The 14,749-nt window shown below is 74.5% G+C and carries 13 protein-coding genes; 6 read left to right on the top strand and 7 right to left on the bottom strand.

Going from position 1 to position 14,749, the window contains the following annotated elements:
* Nucleotides 1-50 precede the first annotated feature (50 nt).
* On the top strand, nt 51-1,595 hold the full coding sequence (locus AMK19_RS36910; RefSeq protein WP_241844265.1) for an SDR family NAD(P)-dependent oxidoreductase: 1,545 nt from the start codon (nt 51-53) through the stop codon (nt 1,593-1,595).
* 130 nt (nt 1,596-1,725) lie between these two features.
* Here the strand turns inward: AMK19_RS36910 and AMK19_RS05925 are convergent, their stop codons facing one another.
* From AMK19_RS05925 to AMK19_RS05910, 4 genes are all read right to left on the bottom strand, one after another.
* On the bottom strand, nt 1,726-2,283 hold the full coding sequence (locus tag AMK19_RS05925) for a hypothetical protein (protein ID WP_073808715.1): 558 nt from the start codon (nt 2,281-2,283) through the stop codon (nt 1,726-1,728).
* The gene (locus AMK19_RS05920) at nt 2,280-2,834 is read right to left on the bottom strand and encodes an RNA polymerase sigma factor (protein ID WP_073808714.1); all 555 of its coding nucleotides are present in this window, start codon (nt 2,832-2,834) and stop codon (nt 2,280-2,282) included. Before AMK19_RS05920 ends, AMK19_RS05925 begins: the two co-directional genes overlap by 4 nt.
* Nucleotides 2,835-2,956: 122 nt before the next feature.
* Nucleotides 2,957-3,718 (bottom strand): SDR family NAD(P)-dependent oxidoreductase, encoded by a 762-nt coding sequence (locus AMK19_RS05915; RefSeq protein ID WP_073808712.1) that lies wholly within the window; start codon nt 3,716-3,718, stop codon nt 2,957-2,959.
* Between the two features lie 49 nt (nt 3,719-3,767).
* Complete coding sequence (locus tag AMK19_RS05910; protein WP_073808710.1) at nt 3,768-4,907, bottom strand: acyl-CoA dehydrogenase family protein; 1,140 nt, start codon at nt 4,905-4,907, stop codon at nt 3,768-3,770.
* A gap of 300 nt (nt 4,908-5,207) precedes the next feature.
* Here AMK19_RS05910 and AMK19_RS05905 point away from each other — a divergent pair, with 300 nt between their 5' ends.
* Nucleotides 5,208-5,804 (top strand): TetR/AcrR family transcriptional regulator, encoded by a 597-nt coding sequence (locus AMK19_RS05905; RefSeq protein ID WP_073808709.1) that lies wholly within the window; start codon nt 5,208-5,210, stop codon nt 5,802-5,804.
* An 18-nt stretch (nt 5,805-5,822) separates the two neighbouring features.
* On the opposite strand, the gene AMK19_RS05900 is transcribed toward AMK19_RS05905, so the two are convergent.
* Entirely contained in the window at nt 5,823-6,014 is a 192-nt protein-coding gene (locus tag AMK19_RS05900; protein WP_073808707.1) for a hypothetical protein, read from the bottom strand.
* A gap of 265 nt (nt 6,015-6,279) precedes the next feature.
* On the opposite strand from AMK19_RS05900, the gene AMK19_RS05895 reads away from it, so the two are divergent.
* The 3 genes from AMK19_RS05895 to AMK19_RS05885 all read left to right on the top strand — a co-directional run bounded on the left by AMK19_RS05895 (nt 6,280) and on the right by AMK19_RS05885 (nt 10,136).
* Nucleotides 6,280-6,798 carry a SigE family RNA polymerase sigma factor gene (locus tag AMK19_RS05895; RefSeq protein WP_073808706.1) on the top strand — a complete coding sequence of 173 codons (519 nt, stop codon included), beginning with the start codon at nt 6,280-6,282 and terminating at the stop codon, nt 6,796-6,798.
* 94 nt (nt 6,799-6,892) lie between these two features.
* A complete protein-coding gene (locus AMK19_RS05890; protein ID WP_073808704.1) occupies nt 6,893-7,825 on the top strand; it encodes a hypothetical protein in 933 nt (310 codons plus the stop codon).
* A gap of 142 nt (nt 7,826-7,967) precedes the next feature.
* Nucleotides 7,968-10,136 carry an ATP-binding protein gene (locus AMK19_RS05885; protein WP_073808702.1) on the top strand — a complete coding sequence of 723 codons (2,169 nt, stop codon included), beginning with the start codon at nt 7,968-7,970 and terminating at the stop codon, nt 10,134-10,136.
* A 9-nt stretch (nt 10,137-10,145) separates the two neighbouring features.
* Here AMK19_RS05885 and AMK19_RS05880 read toward each other — a convergent pair whose 3' ends face one another.
* Complete coding sequence (locus AMK19_RS05880) at nt 10,146-11,771, bottom strand: translation initiation factor 2 (RefSeq protein ID WP_073808701.1); 1,626 nt, start codon at nt 11,769-11,771, stop codon at nt 10,146-10,148.
* Nucleotides 11,772-12,020: 249 nt separating this feature from the next.
* The gene (locus tag AMK19_RS05875) at nt 12,021-13,892 is read right to left on the bottom strand and encodes a flavin monoamine oxidase family protein (RefSeq protein ID WP_073808699.1); all 1,872 of its coding nucleotides are present in this window, start codon (nt 13,890-13,892) and stop codon (nt 12,021-12,023) included.
* A 186-nt stretch (nt 13,893-14,078) separates the two neighbouring features.
* Between AMK19_RS05875 and AMK19_RS05870 the strand changes: the two genes are divergently transcribed.
* Nucleotides 14,079-14,749, top strand: a 671-nt coding sequence (locus tag AMK19_RS05870) for an MFS transporter (RefSeq protein WP_443134991.1), incomplete at its 3' end; no start/stop codon positions are given.

The following is a 14,749-nucleotide window of genomic DNA, read 5'->3' as shown; positions in this document are numbered from 1 at the left end:
CCGGCCCAGCACCACACCGGCCGACGCGACGCCACCCCGGAGGACCCTCGATGAGCGCGCCCGAGCCGCACCGGTCCCAGGCACCCACCGAGGCCGAGCTCGCCGCCTTCGACCGCACCGTCGGGCACCTGCGCACCCTCCCCGCCGACCACCCGCTGCGGCTGCGCGCGGAACGCGTCGCCGAGTCCTTCGTCCGCGACGGTCGACAGCAGCGTCGCCGCGAACGCCGCACCGACGCCACCCTCGCCGACGCGGAACTGACCGCGGCCACCGCCACCGGCGACATCGCACGGCGCGAGGACGCCCCGCTGCCCAGCACGCCCGGGCACGTCCCGATCGGCGAACTCCGGCGCGGCCGCCGCTGCTACGTCTGCAAGCGCAGCTACCGGCAACTCGACGGCTTCTACCACCGCCTCTGCCCGGACTGCGCCGCCGACCACACCACCCGGCGCGCCCTCAGCACCGACCTGACCGGCCGGCGCGTCCTGCTCACCGGCGCCCGCGTCAAGATCGGCTTCCAGCTGGCGCTGATGATGCTCCGCGACGGCGCCGAACTGACCGTCACCAGCCGCTTCCCGTACGACACCCTGCGCCGCTTCGCGGCCGCCGAGGGCAGCGCCCGCTGGCTGGAGCGGCTTCGGATCGTCGGCATCGACCTGCGCGACCCCCGGCAGGTCCTCGGCCTGTGCGAGCAACTGCTCGCCGAGGGAAGGCCGTTGGACATCCTGGTGAACAACGCGGCGCAGACCGTCCGCCGCTCGCCCGAGGCCTACGCGCTGCTCGCCGCCGGCGAGCACGGGCCCGTCCCCGCACAGGTCGCCCACGCGCCCGGCTTCCGCCCGATGCCCGCCCTCGCACCCGCCTGGCCCGCCGCCGAACTCACTGCGCCCGCCCCCGAACCCGCCGGCCCCGCCCCCGCACCCGCTGCGCAGACCCCCGCACCCGCTGCGCAGACCCCCGCACCCGCTGCGCAGACCCCCGCGCAGACCCCCGCGCAGACCCCCGCGCAGACCCCCGCGCAGACCCCCGAACCCGCCACGCCCCAGCCCGCGTTGACAGTGCCGCGCTCGCGCGCCCGAGTGGACGAGGCCGGCCTGCTGCCCGACCGTGCGCCGAGGAACTCCTGGTCGGCGACGCTCGGCGGACTCGACCCGGCCGAGGTGCTGGAGACCCAGCTCGTCAACGCACTCGCCCCGGCGCTGCTCTGCGACCGGCTGCTGCCGCTGCTGGAGGTGTCCCCGCACCCGTCGCGCTACATCGTCAACGTGACGGCGGTGGAAGGCCGGTTCGCGGTCCGCAACAAGATGCCCGGCCACCCGCACACCAACATGGCCAAGGCCGCTCTCAACATGCTCACCCGCACCAGCGCCGCCGAACTCGCCGCGCGCGGCATCCACATGTGCGCGGTCGACACCGGCTGGATCACCGACGAGAACCCGGCCCCGAAGAAGTCCCGGATGGCCGATGCCGGCTTCCACACCCCGCTCGACATCGTCGACGGCGCGGCCCGCATCTACGACCCGATCGTCCGCGGCGAAGCGGGCGAGCCCTTCGCCGGCGTCTTCCTGAAGGACTACCAGGTCGCCGAGTGGTGACGCCCCGCCGCCGGAGGCATCGCCGCCCGGAAGCGTCGCCACCACCCGCCACCACCCGCCAGCCACCACTCGCCACCACCCGCCAGCTACCGCGAACAACCACATTCGCCGCGATTCGCCCAGGCCGGACCTACCCCTGTCGACCGATCGGAATGGGCTTGGCCCCGATCTTGGCGCAGGCCTCGTCCGGCGGCAGGCCGTCGGCCGGGTAGATGATCGGACCGCCTGGGGCGTGCGGGTCGTGATGGTAGCCGCCGTCGGGGTCCGGAACGTCGGCCCCTGGGTGGAAGCATGCGGTGAAGGAGGCAGGCACCGGCTCGGACGGGCCCCACATCCGGCGCCACAGTCGGGCGCAGGACGCGCCGGGGTCGTGCGGGTCGAAGTCGTGCGTGGTGGAGACCTCGGCGAGGTCCGCGTCGGCGGCGAGCGTCCGGGCGCACATCGCCGTCCGCCCGGGCTCGTTCCACGGCAGCCCGCCGGCGGCTGCCAGCGCCCCGCCGCCGGTGAGCAGGAGCAGCAGTGCGCCGCCGACCAGCACTGTTCGCGGCGGACGCCGCCGTGCGGAGGCGGCCGGTGCGCGTTCCAGGACCGAGTCGAGGACGCGCCGACCCTGCGGCGAGCGCGCCCAGCCGTCGGAGTCCTGCGGGCGCAGTTGCCGGACGGCGTCCAGCACCGGGTCGTTCTTCACGCGGGCACCTCCGAGCCGATGGCGGTCGTTGACGTCTGCTGTTGCTCCAACGCGGTACGGAAGCGCCGTCTGGCGCGGTGCAGGCGGAGTGCGTAGGCCGCTCTGGTGCAGCCCAGTGCCTTGGCGGCCTGCTGCGCCGTCAGGTCGTACCAGCCGGTGAGCAGCAGGACTTCGCGGTCGGTCTCGGCCAGGTGCATCAGCACCTGGAAGACCTGTTCGCGGTCGCCGACGCGGTCCTCGAAGGCCGTCGGCGGGGTGCTGTCCGGCGTCGCCCGGATGCGTTCGGCCAGGGCCTGGTGACGCAGGTCGGAGCGCACCCGGTTGGCGAGCAGGCGGCGCGCCGCGGCGAGCAGCCACGGCAGCGCGTCGTCCGCGTCGTCCGGCACCGCGTGCTGCTTGCGCCAGGCCAGCAGGAACGTTTCGGAGACGATCTCCTGCGCGGTCTCGCGGTCCGCGCGGTGCAGCAGGTAGCCCATCACCCGGTCGGCGTGGGCTTCGTACAGGTCCTCCAGCCATCGGTGCCGCTCCTGCGGCTCCTCCTGGTCCGTCATGCGCGCCCTTCCTGTGCGACAGCCGTCACCAGGAAATGTCCGGCACCGCGCGAACGATTACAGCCGGCGGACACGCCACCGGGCCGCCCGGTGCGGGGCGGCCCTGTGCGGCGAGCGGCGGGTCAGCGTGCGGACATCCGGAGGGCGCCGTCCATGCGGATGGTCTCGCCGTTGAGGTAGTCGTGGTCGGCGATCGCGGCGACCAGGCGGGCGTACTCCTCGGGGTGGGCGAGGCGCTGGGGGAAGGTGACGGTGGCGGCGAGGCCGGCCCGGACCTCGTCGGAGAAGCCGGCCATCATCGGGGTGTCGACGATGCCGGGGGCGATGGTGACGACGCGGATGCCGAACTGGGCGAGGTCGCGGGCGGCGGTGATGGTCATCCCGGCGACACCGGCCTTGGACGCGGCGTACGCGATCTGGCCGACCTGGCCCTCGAACGCGGCGATGGACGCGGTGTTGACGACCAGTCCGCGCTGCCCGGCCTCGTCCGCCTCCAGGGTGGACATCGCCTCGGCGGCGAGCCGCATCACGTTGAAGGTGCCGATCAGGTTGACGTTCAGCACGGTGCGGAACAGGTCCAGGTCGTGCGGGCCGCGGCGGCCGACGATCCGGGCGGACGGGGCGATGCCCGCGCAGTTGACGGCCAGCCGCAGTTCGCGGCCGTCGGCGGCGATCCGGGCCAGCGCGTCGCGCACCGGCTGTTCCTCGGTGACGTCCGCGCCGAGCAGGGTCACGCCCTCGGGCGGGGTCGTCGCGGACTCCACGGCCTTCGGCAGGTCCAGGCCGTAGACGTGGACGCCGAGGCCCGCCAGGTGCGTGGCGGTCGCCGCACCGAGGCCGGAGGCGGCGCCCGTGACCAGGGCGGCGGTACCGGTGAGCTGCATGGTGGAAAGGCCTTTCGAAACAGGTGGCGAACGGTCGGGGGATCAGGGGTCAGCGGGCGAACTGACGGCTGATCACCAGACGTTGGATCTGGTTGGTGCCCTCGAAGATCTGCATGATCTTCGTCTCGCGCATGAACCGCTCGACCGGGAAGTCCCGGGTGTAGCCGTAGCCGCCGAGCACCTGCACCGCGTCGGTGGTGACCTTCATCGCGGCGTCGGTGGCGATCAGCTTGGCCACGCTGGCCTGCCGGCTGAACGGGCGGCCGAGGTCGCGGCGGCGGGCCGCGTCGAGGTAGGTGGCGCGGGCGGAGTCCACGGCGGCGGCCATGTCGGCGAGCAGGAAGCCCAGGCCCTGGTGGTCGACGATCTTGCGGCCGAAGGTGGTGCGCTCGTTGGCGTAGGCGACGGCGGTGTCCAGTGCGGCCTGGGCGACGCCGGTGGCGCAGGCGGCGATGCCGAGGCGGCCCGAGTCGAGGGCGGAGAAGGCGATGGACAGGCCCTGGCCCTCGGCGCCGATCAGGCGCTCCGGCCCGAGCAGCGCGCCGTCCCAGTACGCGGCTGTGGTCGGCACGCCGTTCAGGCCCATCTTCTCCTCGGGCGCGCCGAAGGTCAGGCCCTCGGCCTGTCCGGGCGCCAGGAAGCAGGAGATGCCGTGCGCGCCGGGCGCAGTGCGGGCGAACAGGGCGTAGAAGTCGGCCTTGCCGCCGTGGGTGATCCACGCCTTGGTGCCCGTCACCCGGTAACCGCCGTCGACCGGCTCGGCCTTGCAGGTCAGCGCGGCCGCGTCGGAGCCCGCCTGCGGCTCGGACAGGCTGTAGCCGCCGATCATCTCGCCGGCCAGCATCCGGGGCAGCCACTGCTCCTTCTGCTCGGGCGTGCCGAACGCGTTCAGCGGGTGGCAGGCCAGCGTGTGCACGCTGGTGGCGACCGCGACGGCCGCCCAGCGCGAGGCCAGCTCCTCCAGCACCTGCAGGTACACCTCGTACGGCTGCCCGCCGCCGCCGAACTCCTCGGAGTACGGCAGGCCCAGCAGACCGGCCTGGCCGAGCAGTGCGAACAGGCCCTCGGGGTACAGCTCCTGCTTCTCGTGGGACTCGACCTTCGGGGCGAGTTCCTTGTCGGCGAGATCACGGGTCAGCGCGATCAGGTCGGCGGCTTCCTCGGTGGGAAGCAGGCGATCCACGGCCATGTTCCGGCTCCAAGCGGTACGCAAAGCGGTACGTCAGTACCGGGAAGCGTAGCGCAGCCGGGGCCGGCAGGGGAGATGCCGGGGCGGCGAACAGGGAAAAGGCCGGAAACGCGAGGGAAGTGGAGGGAAGTGGAGGGAAAGCGGCAGTTCGCCGGACGAGGGCGGGCGCGAGGCGGGTCATGAACGGGTCATGCACAGGGGCGCGAGGCGGGGCGCGAACCAGGGGCGCGAGAGGAGCCGCCGGGTGCGCCCGGCGGCCGGATCGGCGGCCCGGGAGAGGCCGACTGTCATACTGGCCGGGTGATCGACAGCGCCACCGCACCCCAGCCCACCGGACGGGGTGCCGCCCGTCGCAGCGCCCTCTTCGAGGAACTCGTCGCGCTCTTCGTCGCCGAGGGCTTCGCCCGCTTCACGCTGGACGACCTCGCGGCCCGCCTGCACTGCTCCAAGCGCACCCTGTACGGGCTGGCCGGCTCCAAGGAACAACTGGTCCGAGCGGCCGTCGTGCACTTCTTCCGCAACGCCACCGCCCGGGTGGAGGCCGCACTCGCCGCCGAGAGCGACCCGGCCGCCCGGCTGGCCGCCTACCTGCGCGCCGTCTCCGCCGAACTCGCCCCCGGCTCGGCCCGGTTCTTCGACGACCTGGCGGCCTTCGAACCCGCCGCCGAGGTGTACGGCCGCAACACCCGTGCCGCCGCCCGGCAGATCCAACGCCTGATTGACGACGGGGTCGCGGAAGGCGCTTTCCGCGAGACCCACGTGGCGTTCGCGGCGGACGTGATCAGCTCGGTGATGGTCCGCATCCAGCAGCGCCAGGTCGCCGAGGCCACCGGCCTCGCCGACGCCGAGGCGTACGGACACCTGGCCGAACTGCTGCTGCACGGCCTGCTGCGCTGAGACCCCCGCGCGGGGCGCTCAACTCTCCTGCGACGAACCGGAGCCGGCGTCGGATGCGGTGGCGTCGGCATCGACGTCGGATTCGGCCTCGGCCTCGGGCCCGGCGTCGCAGACCGGGCAGCGCCCGCGCTCCCGGACCTTGCCGCACTCCTCGCAGACCAGGTTCAGCCAGCAGGCGGCCTCGCCGCCCTCGCTCTCGATGCGCTCCATGCCGTCCAGTGTGCCGCCGCCTCCACGCGGGCGGGAAATCCCGCGCAGAGCAGGAGAGTTGACCGCCGCCTCGGGCGCACGGGGTGCCCCCCGCCGCCGGTCTGCGCAACCCCTTCGAGGTCGATCCGGCCGCCGTAACCGCAAAGGCCGGCGCGCCAGTTGACTGCTCCCCGTTACCCAATCTTGATCTTCGCCTCCGCGACGGAACCCCCCGGACGAGGCGTCTTCAGAGCGTCGACGAACACTTTTTCATCCGGGGGAGCACATGACCGAGGGGCTCGGCTTCGACGAGTTCGCGGCCAGCCGGGCGCGCCGCCTGTTCCAACTCGCGTACCTGATGTGCGGGGACTGGCACCAGGCACAGGACCTGGTGCAGACCGCGTTGTCGAAGATGTACCCGGTCTGGGGCAGGCTGCGGCGCGCGGACGGGGACGCCGGCGTCGACGCCTACGCCCGGAAGGTGCTGCTGCGCTGCTACCTGTCGCACCGCCGGCTGCGCCGCTCCAGCGAACTCGCCGTCGCCGAGTTCCCCGACGAGCCCACGGTCGGCGCCCGCGAGGGCAGCTCCGCCGCCCTGCGGATCACCCTGGTCGCCGCGCTGCGCCAACTACCGCCCCGCAACCGGGCGGCAGTGGTGCTGCGCTACCTGGAGGACTACAGCCTGGAGGAGACGGCGGAGGCGATGGGCGTCACCGTCAGCGCCGTGAAGAGCCTCAACTCCCGTTCGATGACCCGACTGCGCGCCATCCTCGGCCCCGACCGGGCCCTGCTGCTCCAGGACTGACCGCCCCACGGCGCCGGGCCGACCCCCGGCACACCCCTCTACTCGTTCTGTCACCCGCGTGACACCCACCTGCCAGTACGGAAGGCATCGGACATTGGACCTGGACCTGGAGCTCTCCCGGATGATGGAGACGAGCGTCAAGGAGCTGAGCGTCCCGGTTGCCGTCATCGTCGCCGAGAGCAACCGCAGAGGCCGCCGGCGCCGGCTGGCCCGCCGCCTGCGGATCGCGGGTGCCGCGCTCACCGTCGTCGTACTGGCCGCCGTCGGCGCGAACGCCGGACTGAACACCATGGCCGCGAAGGCGCCCGCCACGAACACCGGCCCGGCCGGTGCGGTCCTCGCCTCGCCCACCACCTCGCCGAGCCCGTTCGGCTCCGTCGCGCCGAGCCCCGACCCCGACCACACCCCGATGCTGAACCTCTCCCCGGCGCCCGTGCTCGGCCGGCCGTCGAGCAACGACACCCCGGGCCCGGACGGCATGGCGGCGTTCACGCCCACCCAGGTGCAGAAGGTGATCACCGCCCTGCTGCCGGCCGAAGTGGGGTCCTTCAAGGACGCCGGGGCCTTCCTCGGCACCCTTCCCGTCGGCACCGCCGGGGTGACCTTGCAGTACGTGGACGGAGACGGGGTGGTCAGCAGCCTGGAAGTGATGATGCGGCACTCGGTGGCCGCTTTCCCGAAGGACCGCCGCGCGCCCGACCCCAGCGACCAGCCGTTCCATTGCGCGGAGACCGTCCTCGGCACTGGGGAGCGCAGTACCCAGGGCTGCGAGTACGGCTTCCTCCCGGACGGCACCTGGGAGATGGTGGAGGCCAACGACGCCATCGTTCCCGGCCTGTACAACTACCGGGTCAGGCTGTGGCGGATCGACGGCACCGTGCTGGAGTTCACCGAGTTCAACGGCCCGCGCGACTACGTCCTCTCCGCGCCTCGGAAGACCCGCACCACCCCGCCGATCCCGCTCGACACCTGGCGCGGCGTCGCGGAGAGCCAGGAGTGGCGCTGGCTCAGCCGGCCCACCGACTGACCGCCCGCGGCCCGCCCGACCCCGGACCGCCCGCCGCGCCGGACCGCCCGCCCGACCCCGCACCGGACCGCCCGCCGCGCCCGAACTCCCTTGGTTCGCCCGTCTCCCGGCCACCGCCCCGGCCACCGCGTAGGGTTGACGAGTGACCGAACAGACGCGCAACGTGGTGGGCGACCACGCCCGGGTGGACACCGTGGTGCAGGCCGGGCACGTCGGCACCGTGAACATCCACCAGGCGGCCGCCGCCGTCCACACCCCGGCCTTCGAACTGCCGCCCCAGCGCGCCCACTTCGTCGACCGCACCGAGGAGCAGCGGCGCATCGTCGAGCTCCGCCCGCCCGCCGGCGCGAGCGAGGGCACCCCGCAGGTGGTGGCGATCAGCGGCCTCGGCGGCATCGGCAAGACCGCGCTCTGCCTGCGCGTCGGCCACGCCCTCGCGGAGCGCTACCCCGACGGCGCGCACTACCTCGACCTGGACGACTACCGCCGCGACGGCGGCATCGACCCCGCCGACGTCCTCGCCGACCTGCTGCCCGCCCTCGGCGTCGACCGCGACTGGCTCGGCCGCGGCTACCGCGCCCTGCTCCGCCAGTACTGGGCCAGGACCCGCGGCGGCCGCCGCCTGCTGGTCGTCGACAACGCCCACACCGGCGCCGAGGTGCAGGCCCTGCTGCCCGCCTCGGCCGGCAGCCTGGTGCTGGTCGCCAGCCGCGGCCCGCTCTACGACCTCGGCGACGCGGGCCAGTTGGAGCTGGCCCTCACCCCGCTCAGCACCGACCACACCGGCGAACTGCTGCGCCTGCTGCTCGGCGAACAGCGCTGGGCCGCCGCCGACCCCGCCACCGTGCACGCCATCGCCGCCGCCTGCGCCGGACTGCCCAAGGCCGCCGAAGTCGCCGGCGAACTCGCCCGCCGCCTCCCGCACCGCACCCTCGCCGCGCTCGCCGAACGCCTCACCGACGAACTCCACCGGCGCGGCAGCGCACCCGTGGAAGCCGTCTGGGACGCCGCCTACCGCGAACTCGACCCCGCCGCAGCCAAGTTGTACCGCACCCTGGCGGAGATCCCCGGCCCCTGCGGCACCGAGTACCTGGCCGCCGCCCTGCTCGGCCTAGGCCTGCCCGACGCCGAGGACGCCCTCGCCGAACTCGTCACCGCCGGACTGCTCGACTACCGGGCCGGCGGCTACCGGCAGCACGCGCTGGTCCGCGGCCACGCCCTGCGCCGCGCCGAACAGGCCGACCCGGACGGCGCCGAACGCGCCGCCGCCCGCCGCCGCGTCCTGCACTGGCTGCGCCGCCAGACCGCCCGCGCCGACCTGCTGACCGCCGGCGCCCGCCTCACCGTCGAGCCCGCCGTCCCGCCGCTGTCCGGCGTCCCCGACGCCGACCTCGGCACCGCCAAGTCCGGTGCGCTGCACTGGATGGAGGCCAATCGGCTGAGCCTGTACGGCGCGGTCGCCCTCGCGCACGCCACCCGGCAGGACGAGGACGCCGTCGCCCTCGCCGAGTCGCTCTGGACGCACTACCTCGACCACCCCCGGCACGATGCCGTCGAAGCCTTCCGCGCCGCCGTCGACTCCGCCGACCGCGCCGACCGCCTCCCCGCCCGCATCCGCACCCGCTGCCTGCTCGCCCGACCCCTGTGGGAGGCCGCCCGGTTCGACGAGGCCGCCGCCCTCCTCCAGCAGGCCCGCGCCCTCGCCGACCTGCTCGGCGACCAGGACACGGACCGCCGACTCGCCGCCTCCGCCGTCGACTTCCGCGGCCAACTCGCCCTCGCCCGGGGCGAATGGACCGCCGAACACCACGGCGCCGACGCCGCCCGGGAACACTTCGACGCCGCCCTGGCCGACTTCGCCGAGGCCCGCGCCGTCCACCTGGCCATCGGCAACGCCTACGGCGCGGCCCTCCAGACCTACCAGTGCGCCAAGGCCGAGGCCGCCGCCGACGACCAGGCCGCGGCCGCCGAACTCTTCGACCGCGCCCACCGGTTGTTCGCCGCGATGCCCGGCCGCGGCCGCATCGCCGCCCGCGCCCGCTCCGGCCTCGGCCGGGCCCTGCTGCGGGCCGGCCGCTGCACGGACGCCGAACCGCACCTGACCGCCGCGCTCGCCGACGCCGAAGAACGCGGCTCCACCTTCGACGAGGCCCGCATCCGCACCGACCTCGCCACCCTCGCCGACCGCACCGACCGCCCCCGGGAGGCCGCCGCCCACCGCGCCCGGGCCGCCGAACTGCGCGCCACCCACGGCGGCGACACGGGCGGCGGCGCGGACGGTTTGGACGGGACGGCCGACGACGAACGCTGACCGCGGCCCTCACAGCTCCGCGTCGAGCTCCTCGGCGCGGGCCGGACGGACGGTCAGGCGGGCGGTGAACGGGCCCAGCACGCAGTCGAGTTGAACGGGCCACTCGGCCGCCGGCCGGGTGCCCAGCCAGGCATGCACGGCGGACACGGCGGCCGTCGGATCGACCCGGTGCACCCGGCCGCCCGCCCGGCCCGGCGCGAGCTGCACGGCGAGCAGGCCGCGCTGCCGGTGCCGCAGCACGCAGCGGTCGGCCGACAGCACCGCCGCGGCCGTCACGCAGGACGGCAGCTCGGCCAGCACGTGCGCCGTCCACCCCGCCACCGTCCACCGGCCCGAGCCGGGACGCCGCCACAGCACGGCGGCGCTGCGCACCTGCGCCAGCGAGGCCGCCGGATGCTCGGCGGACAGGTGGTGGATCGGCCGCTCGGTCGCCGCCGGGAACCGCTCCACCCGCACCCGGCCGCCCGCCACCTCCGCGTGCACCGCGAGCGCCGGCGCCGCCGACCGGGGCACCGAGGGCACGGGCAGCGGCTCGGCCGGCACCGCCCGTCGAGGGGGCGTCAGGTCCAGCAGCCGGTACAGCTCGGCGCGCAGCAGCGTCAGCGCCTCCCCGGGCCGGTCGAAGGCGTCGGCGGCGTCGGCCGGGGCCGGCGCGGACACGTCGCGGACGCTCTCCGGGCCGGTGAAGCGCGGCGCGGCGGCCAGCAGCCGAGCCATCGGGGTGCCCGCGATCAACTCCCGGCCGCCGTCGTAGGCGTTCAGCACCGGACGGCCCAGCGCCGCCGCGTACAGCGCAGTCGAACCGTGGTCGGTGATTACCGCGTCGGCGGCGACCAGGACCGCCGCCCAGTCCTGGTGCGGGGAGGGCAGCAGCAGCCCGGCCCGCAGCTCGGGCCGGAACTGCTCGGCCAGGTCCAGGCGGCTGCGCCCGCCCACCTCGTTGGGGTGCACCAGCAGCGCCACCCGGTACCCGTCCACCGGCAGGCCGAGCACCAACTCGCCCGGCAGGCCGGGCCGTTGGGTGAGCAGGCTCTCCGGACCCCAGGTGGACAGCACCGCCAGCAGGGTCCGGTCGCCGAGGTCCAGCGCGGACCGGTACGCCTCGCGGCGCGGGCCGGACTCCAGCATCCGGTCCAGCGTCGGATCGCCCACCACGACCGCACGGGTCGCCGCCGGCGGGCAGAACTCGGCCAGCCGGGACACCTGTTCGGCGTGCCCGAGGCCGTGCAGGTCGGCCCACGGCGCGCCGTCGGAGAGCAGGAACGCGGGGTCGAGCCCTGACGGCAGCTCGGGCGAACCCTCCTCGTGCAGCGCCTTGTTGAAGCCCGCACCGTGCGGCAGCAGCGCCCGTGCTCGGCCCGAGAGGCTGGCCAGCGCACCCTTCGGACTGGTCGTCAGAATCAGGTCGAACGGCCGGCCGGTGGCCTGCTCGAAGTCGATCACCCGGGCGCCGGAGCGGTCCAGCGCGGCCAGCGCCTCCAGGTCGAAACGGGAGCCCGGCACCAGGGTGAACCAGCGGGAGATCCGGCCGTCGCCCTCGAAGACCGGCAGCACGTCCAGCAGCCGGTGCAGCGCCACCGCCGAGCGGAACGCCAGCAGCACCGAGCGCTGCTGGTCCCCGCCGGTGTCGCGCATGCGCCGATGCTATCGGGGCCCCCGCCGCACCGGGCACCGGGACACGGCCGCTCGACCCCGGCCCGCACCCGCTGACGGCCGATCAACCACGCCCCGAGGCACCCGCTGACGGCCGGTCGCCAGGCCACGAGAGGCCCGGCGACGGCCGACCGACCACATCCCAGACCTACTGACGGCCGCTCAACCACGCCCCCGCAGGCCCGGGCACGGGAACGCCCGCCGCCCGGGCCGGGCGGCGGGCGTGCGCCGTCAGATCGCGTCGACCAACTGCACCGCGGCCTCCGTGCCGGAGGCGATCGCGCCGGAGATCCACGCGTGGTAGCGCGGTTGACAGTGGTCGCCGGCGAAGAACAGCCGCCCCGCCACCGGCGTCGCCACGTGCGGGCCGAGGCTGAGCAGCTGCCCGGGCGTCTCGATGACGGCCTCGCCCAGCGCCCAGCGGTTGCGCAGCCAGGACTGCGACACGTGCCGGTCGGTGACGTAGCGCCGGATCCGCTCGCCGTACAGCTCGGTCAGGTGCTCCAGCGCCTCGGTGTGCCGGTCGGCGGGGGTGAGGGAGTCGAAGCGAAGCGCGTCCTCCGCCCAGTTGTAGGCGGCCAGCACCACGCCGCCGGGCGCGCCGCCGTCACTGGGGTGGGAGGGGAAGTAGACGAATCGGCTGGCCTCGTCGGAGACGCAGCCGCCGCCGACCGCCGCCACCGCGTCGCCGTGCGGGGCGGGTCGGTAGTCGGTGCCGAGCTTGTCCTTCCAGGTGTTCTCGTCCCACTCCCACCAGCGTTCGGTGAACTCCAGCAGCACCTTGTGCGCGGTGTCGTGCTTGAGCTCGTTGATCGCCCGGCGCTTGCCGTAGGGGAGCAGCGGCGCGAAGTCGACGTGCCGCAGCGCCGCGAACGGCACCGCCAGCACCACCATGTCGGCCCGGTACTCGGTGGCCTTGCCGCCGATCGCGCCGTCGCAGGCCTCGTCCTCCGGGCCGGTCTCCGGTTCGGCGGTCAGCGTCACGCCGCTGTCGTCGGTGGCGACGCGGGTGACGACCTGGCCGCGCTCGATGTGCAGGTCCTTGGCGAGGGCCTCGGTCAGCGCGTCGGTGCCCGCGTTGAACTCGAAGTAGGTGACGGAGGGGTTGATGTCGCCGGCGTCGAACACCGAGTGCAGGAAACCGTAGGACAGCCGGCTGGTCAGGTTCTCCAGTGTGCCGACGGCCTGGATCTGGGCGTCGCTCCAGCCCTCGCCCTCCTGGAGGTAGCGCAGCAGCGAGTAGCCGTCCATGTCGTACAGCAGCTTGGCCATGCCCTCGACGCGTTCGGCGATCGGCTTGTCGGTCCAGGTGCCGTCGGGGTTCTTCACCATGGTGTAGGCGCGGGCGGTGTCGAGTGCCTTGTCGAAGGCGGCCGCGGTGGTCTGGTTGCTGTTCCAGCCGAAGCTCTTGTTGATCGGGCCGGGATCGGCGCTGTACGCGCCCTTGCTGACGGTCTGCCCGTTGACGTGCACGAAGCGGCTGCCGAGGCCCTTCGGCGCGACGTACACCGGGGCCTCGCCGCTGCTGAACTCCTCGCCCGTCCAGGACTTGTACGTCACCTTGGAGTCGTTGGACACCTGGTCCGGCGTCGGCGGGAGGTCCACCAGGTCGAACGGGCGGCGCGGCACCTTCAGGTGGTCGGCGAGCGCCAGGGTCAGCAGGTGGCTGGACGGGATGCGCATCGCGCCGGCCTCCGCGTGCAGCCGCCCGTCCTGCCACACCTCGCCGCGGAAGGTCTTCACCCGGCCGCCCACCCGGCTGCGGTTCGCCTCCAGCACCCGCACCCGGTGGCCCGCCGCCTGCAGCAGCCGGGCGCACACCATGCCGGAGACGCCCGCGCCGACCACCACGACGTCCCGGGTGTCGGTCGGCTTGAGGCGCGTACGGCCGGTGAGCAGCTTCAGGTAGTCGAGTGTCAGGTCGTTGTGGTCGGCGTCCGTCAGCAGGATGCGGCGCGCCATGATCAGCGCTGCCTCCCGCCGGGCCGGGTCGTCCTGCGGCGTCGCGCCCGCCGCGAGCGAGGCGCCGGCCCCGGGGCCGGTCAGGGCGGCGGCCGTCACCACGCCGCCGGAGGCAAAGAGAAGTCCGCGTCGAGAGATCATCGCCCCAGCGTCCCAGCGCCCCACCCGGCAGAACGGGCACTCGGGGCACCGCGCCCCCTCTCTCACCCGCACGGGGGGCGCTCGCCGCATTCCATCAGCGCTCCCCGCCCGCATCGTGCGCCCGGCGGTCGCTCGGTAAGCGATCGATAGGGTATTCCACGAAAACTTGGAGAACAGGGGAGAGCCGTGAAGGCCAGGATCAGCACCACCGCACCACCGCCCGCCGAACTCGCCGCCGACCCCGCCGTCCAACGGCACATCCTGCGCACCCTGGTCACCGCCCAGATCCTCAGCGGCGCCGGGCTCGCCGCCGGCATCACCGTCGGCGCCGTCCTCGCCAAGGACATGCTCGGCAGCACCGCGCTCGCCGGACTGCCCAGCGCCCTGTTCACCGCCGGCAGCGCCCTCGCCGCGATCATGGTCAGCCGGATATCCGCCGCCCGCGGCCGCCGCCCCGGACTCACCGCCGGCTACGCCACCGGCGCCGTCGGCAGCGTCGGCGTCATCGCCGCCGCCGCTCTCGACAGCCCCGTGCTGCTCTTCCTCGCGCTGTTCGTCTACGGCGCCGGCAGCGCCACCAACCTCCAGGCCCGCTACGCCGGCGCCGACCTCGCCGCCCCCGGGCACCGCGCCCGCGCGATCTCCACCGTGCTCGTCGCCACCACCCTCGGCGGCGTCCTCGGCCCCAACCTGGCCGCCCCCACCGGCGCCGTCGCCCACGCCCTGCACCTGCCCCGCCTCGCCGGGCCGTTCCTGCTGGCCGGCCTCGCCTACACCGCCGCCGCCCTCGTCCTCGCCACCCGGCTGCACCCCGACCCGATGCTGGTCGCCCGCGCCGCCGCAGCCCCGGCCGCCGA

This window comes from Kitasatospora sp. CB01950 (assembly GCF_001905465.1).
Taxonomy (GTDB): domain Bacteria; phylum Actinomycetota; class Actinomycetes; order Streptomycetales; family Streptomycetaceae; genus Kitasatospora.
This window is presented reverse-complemented; position numbering and strand designations above follow the sequence as displayed.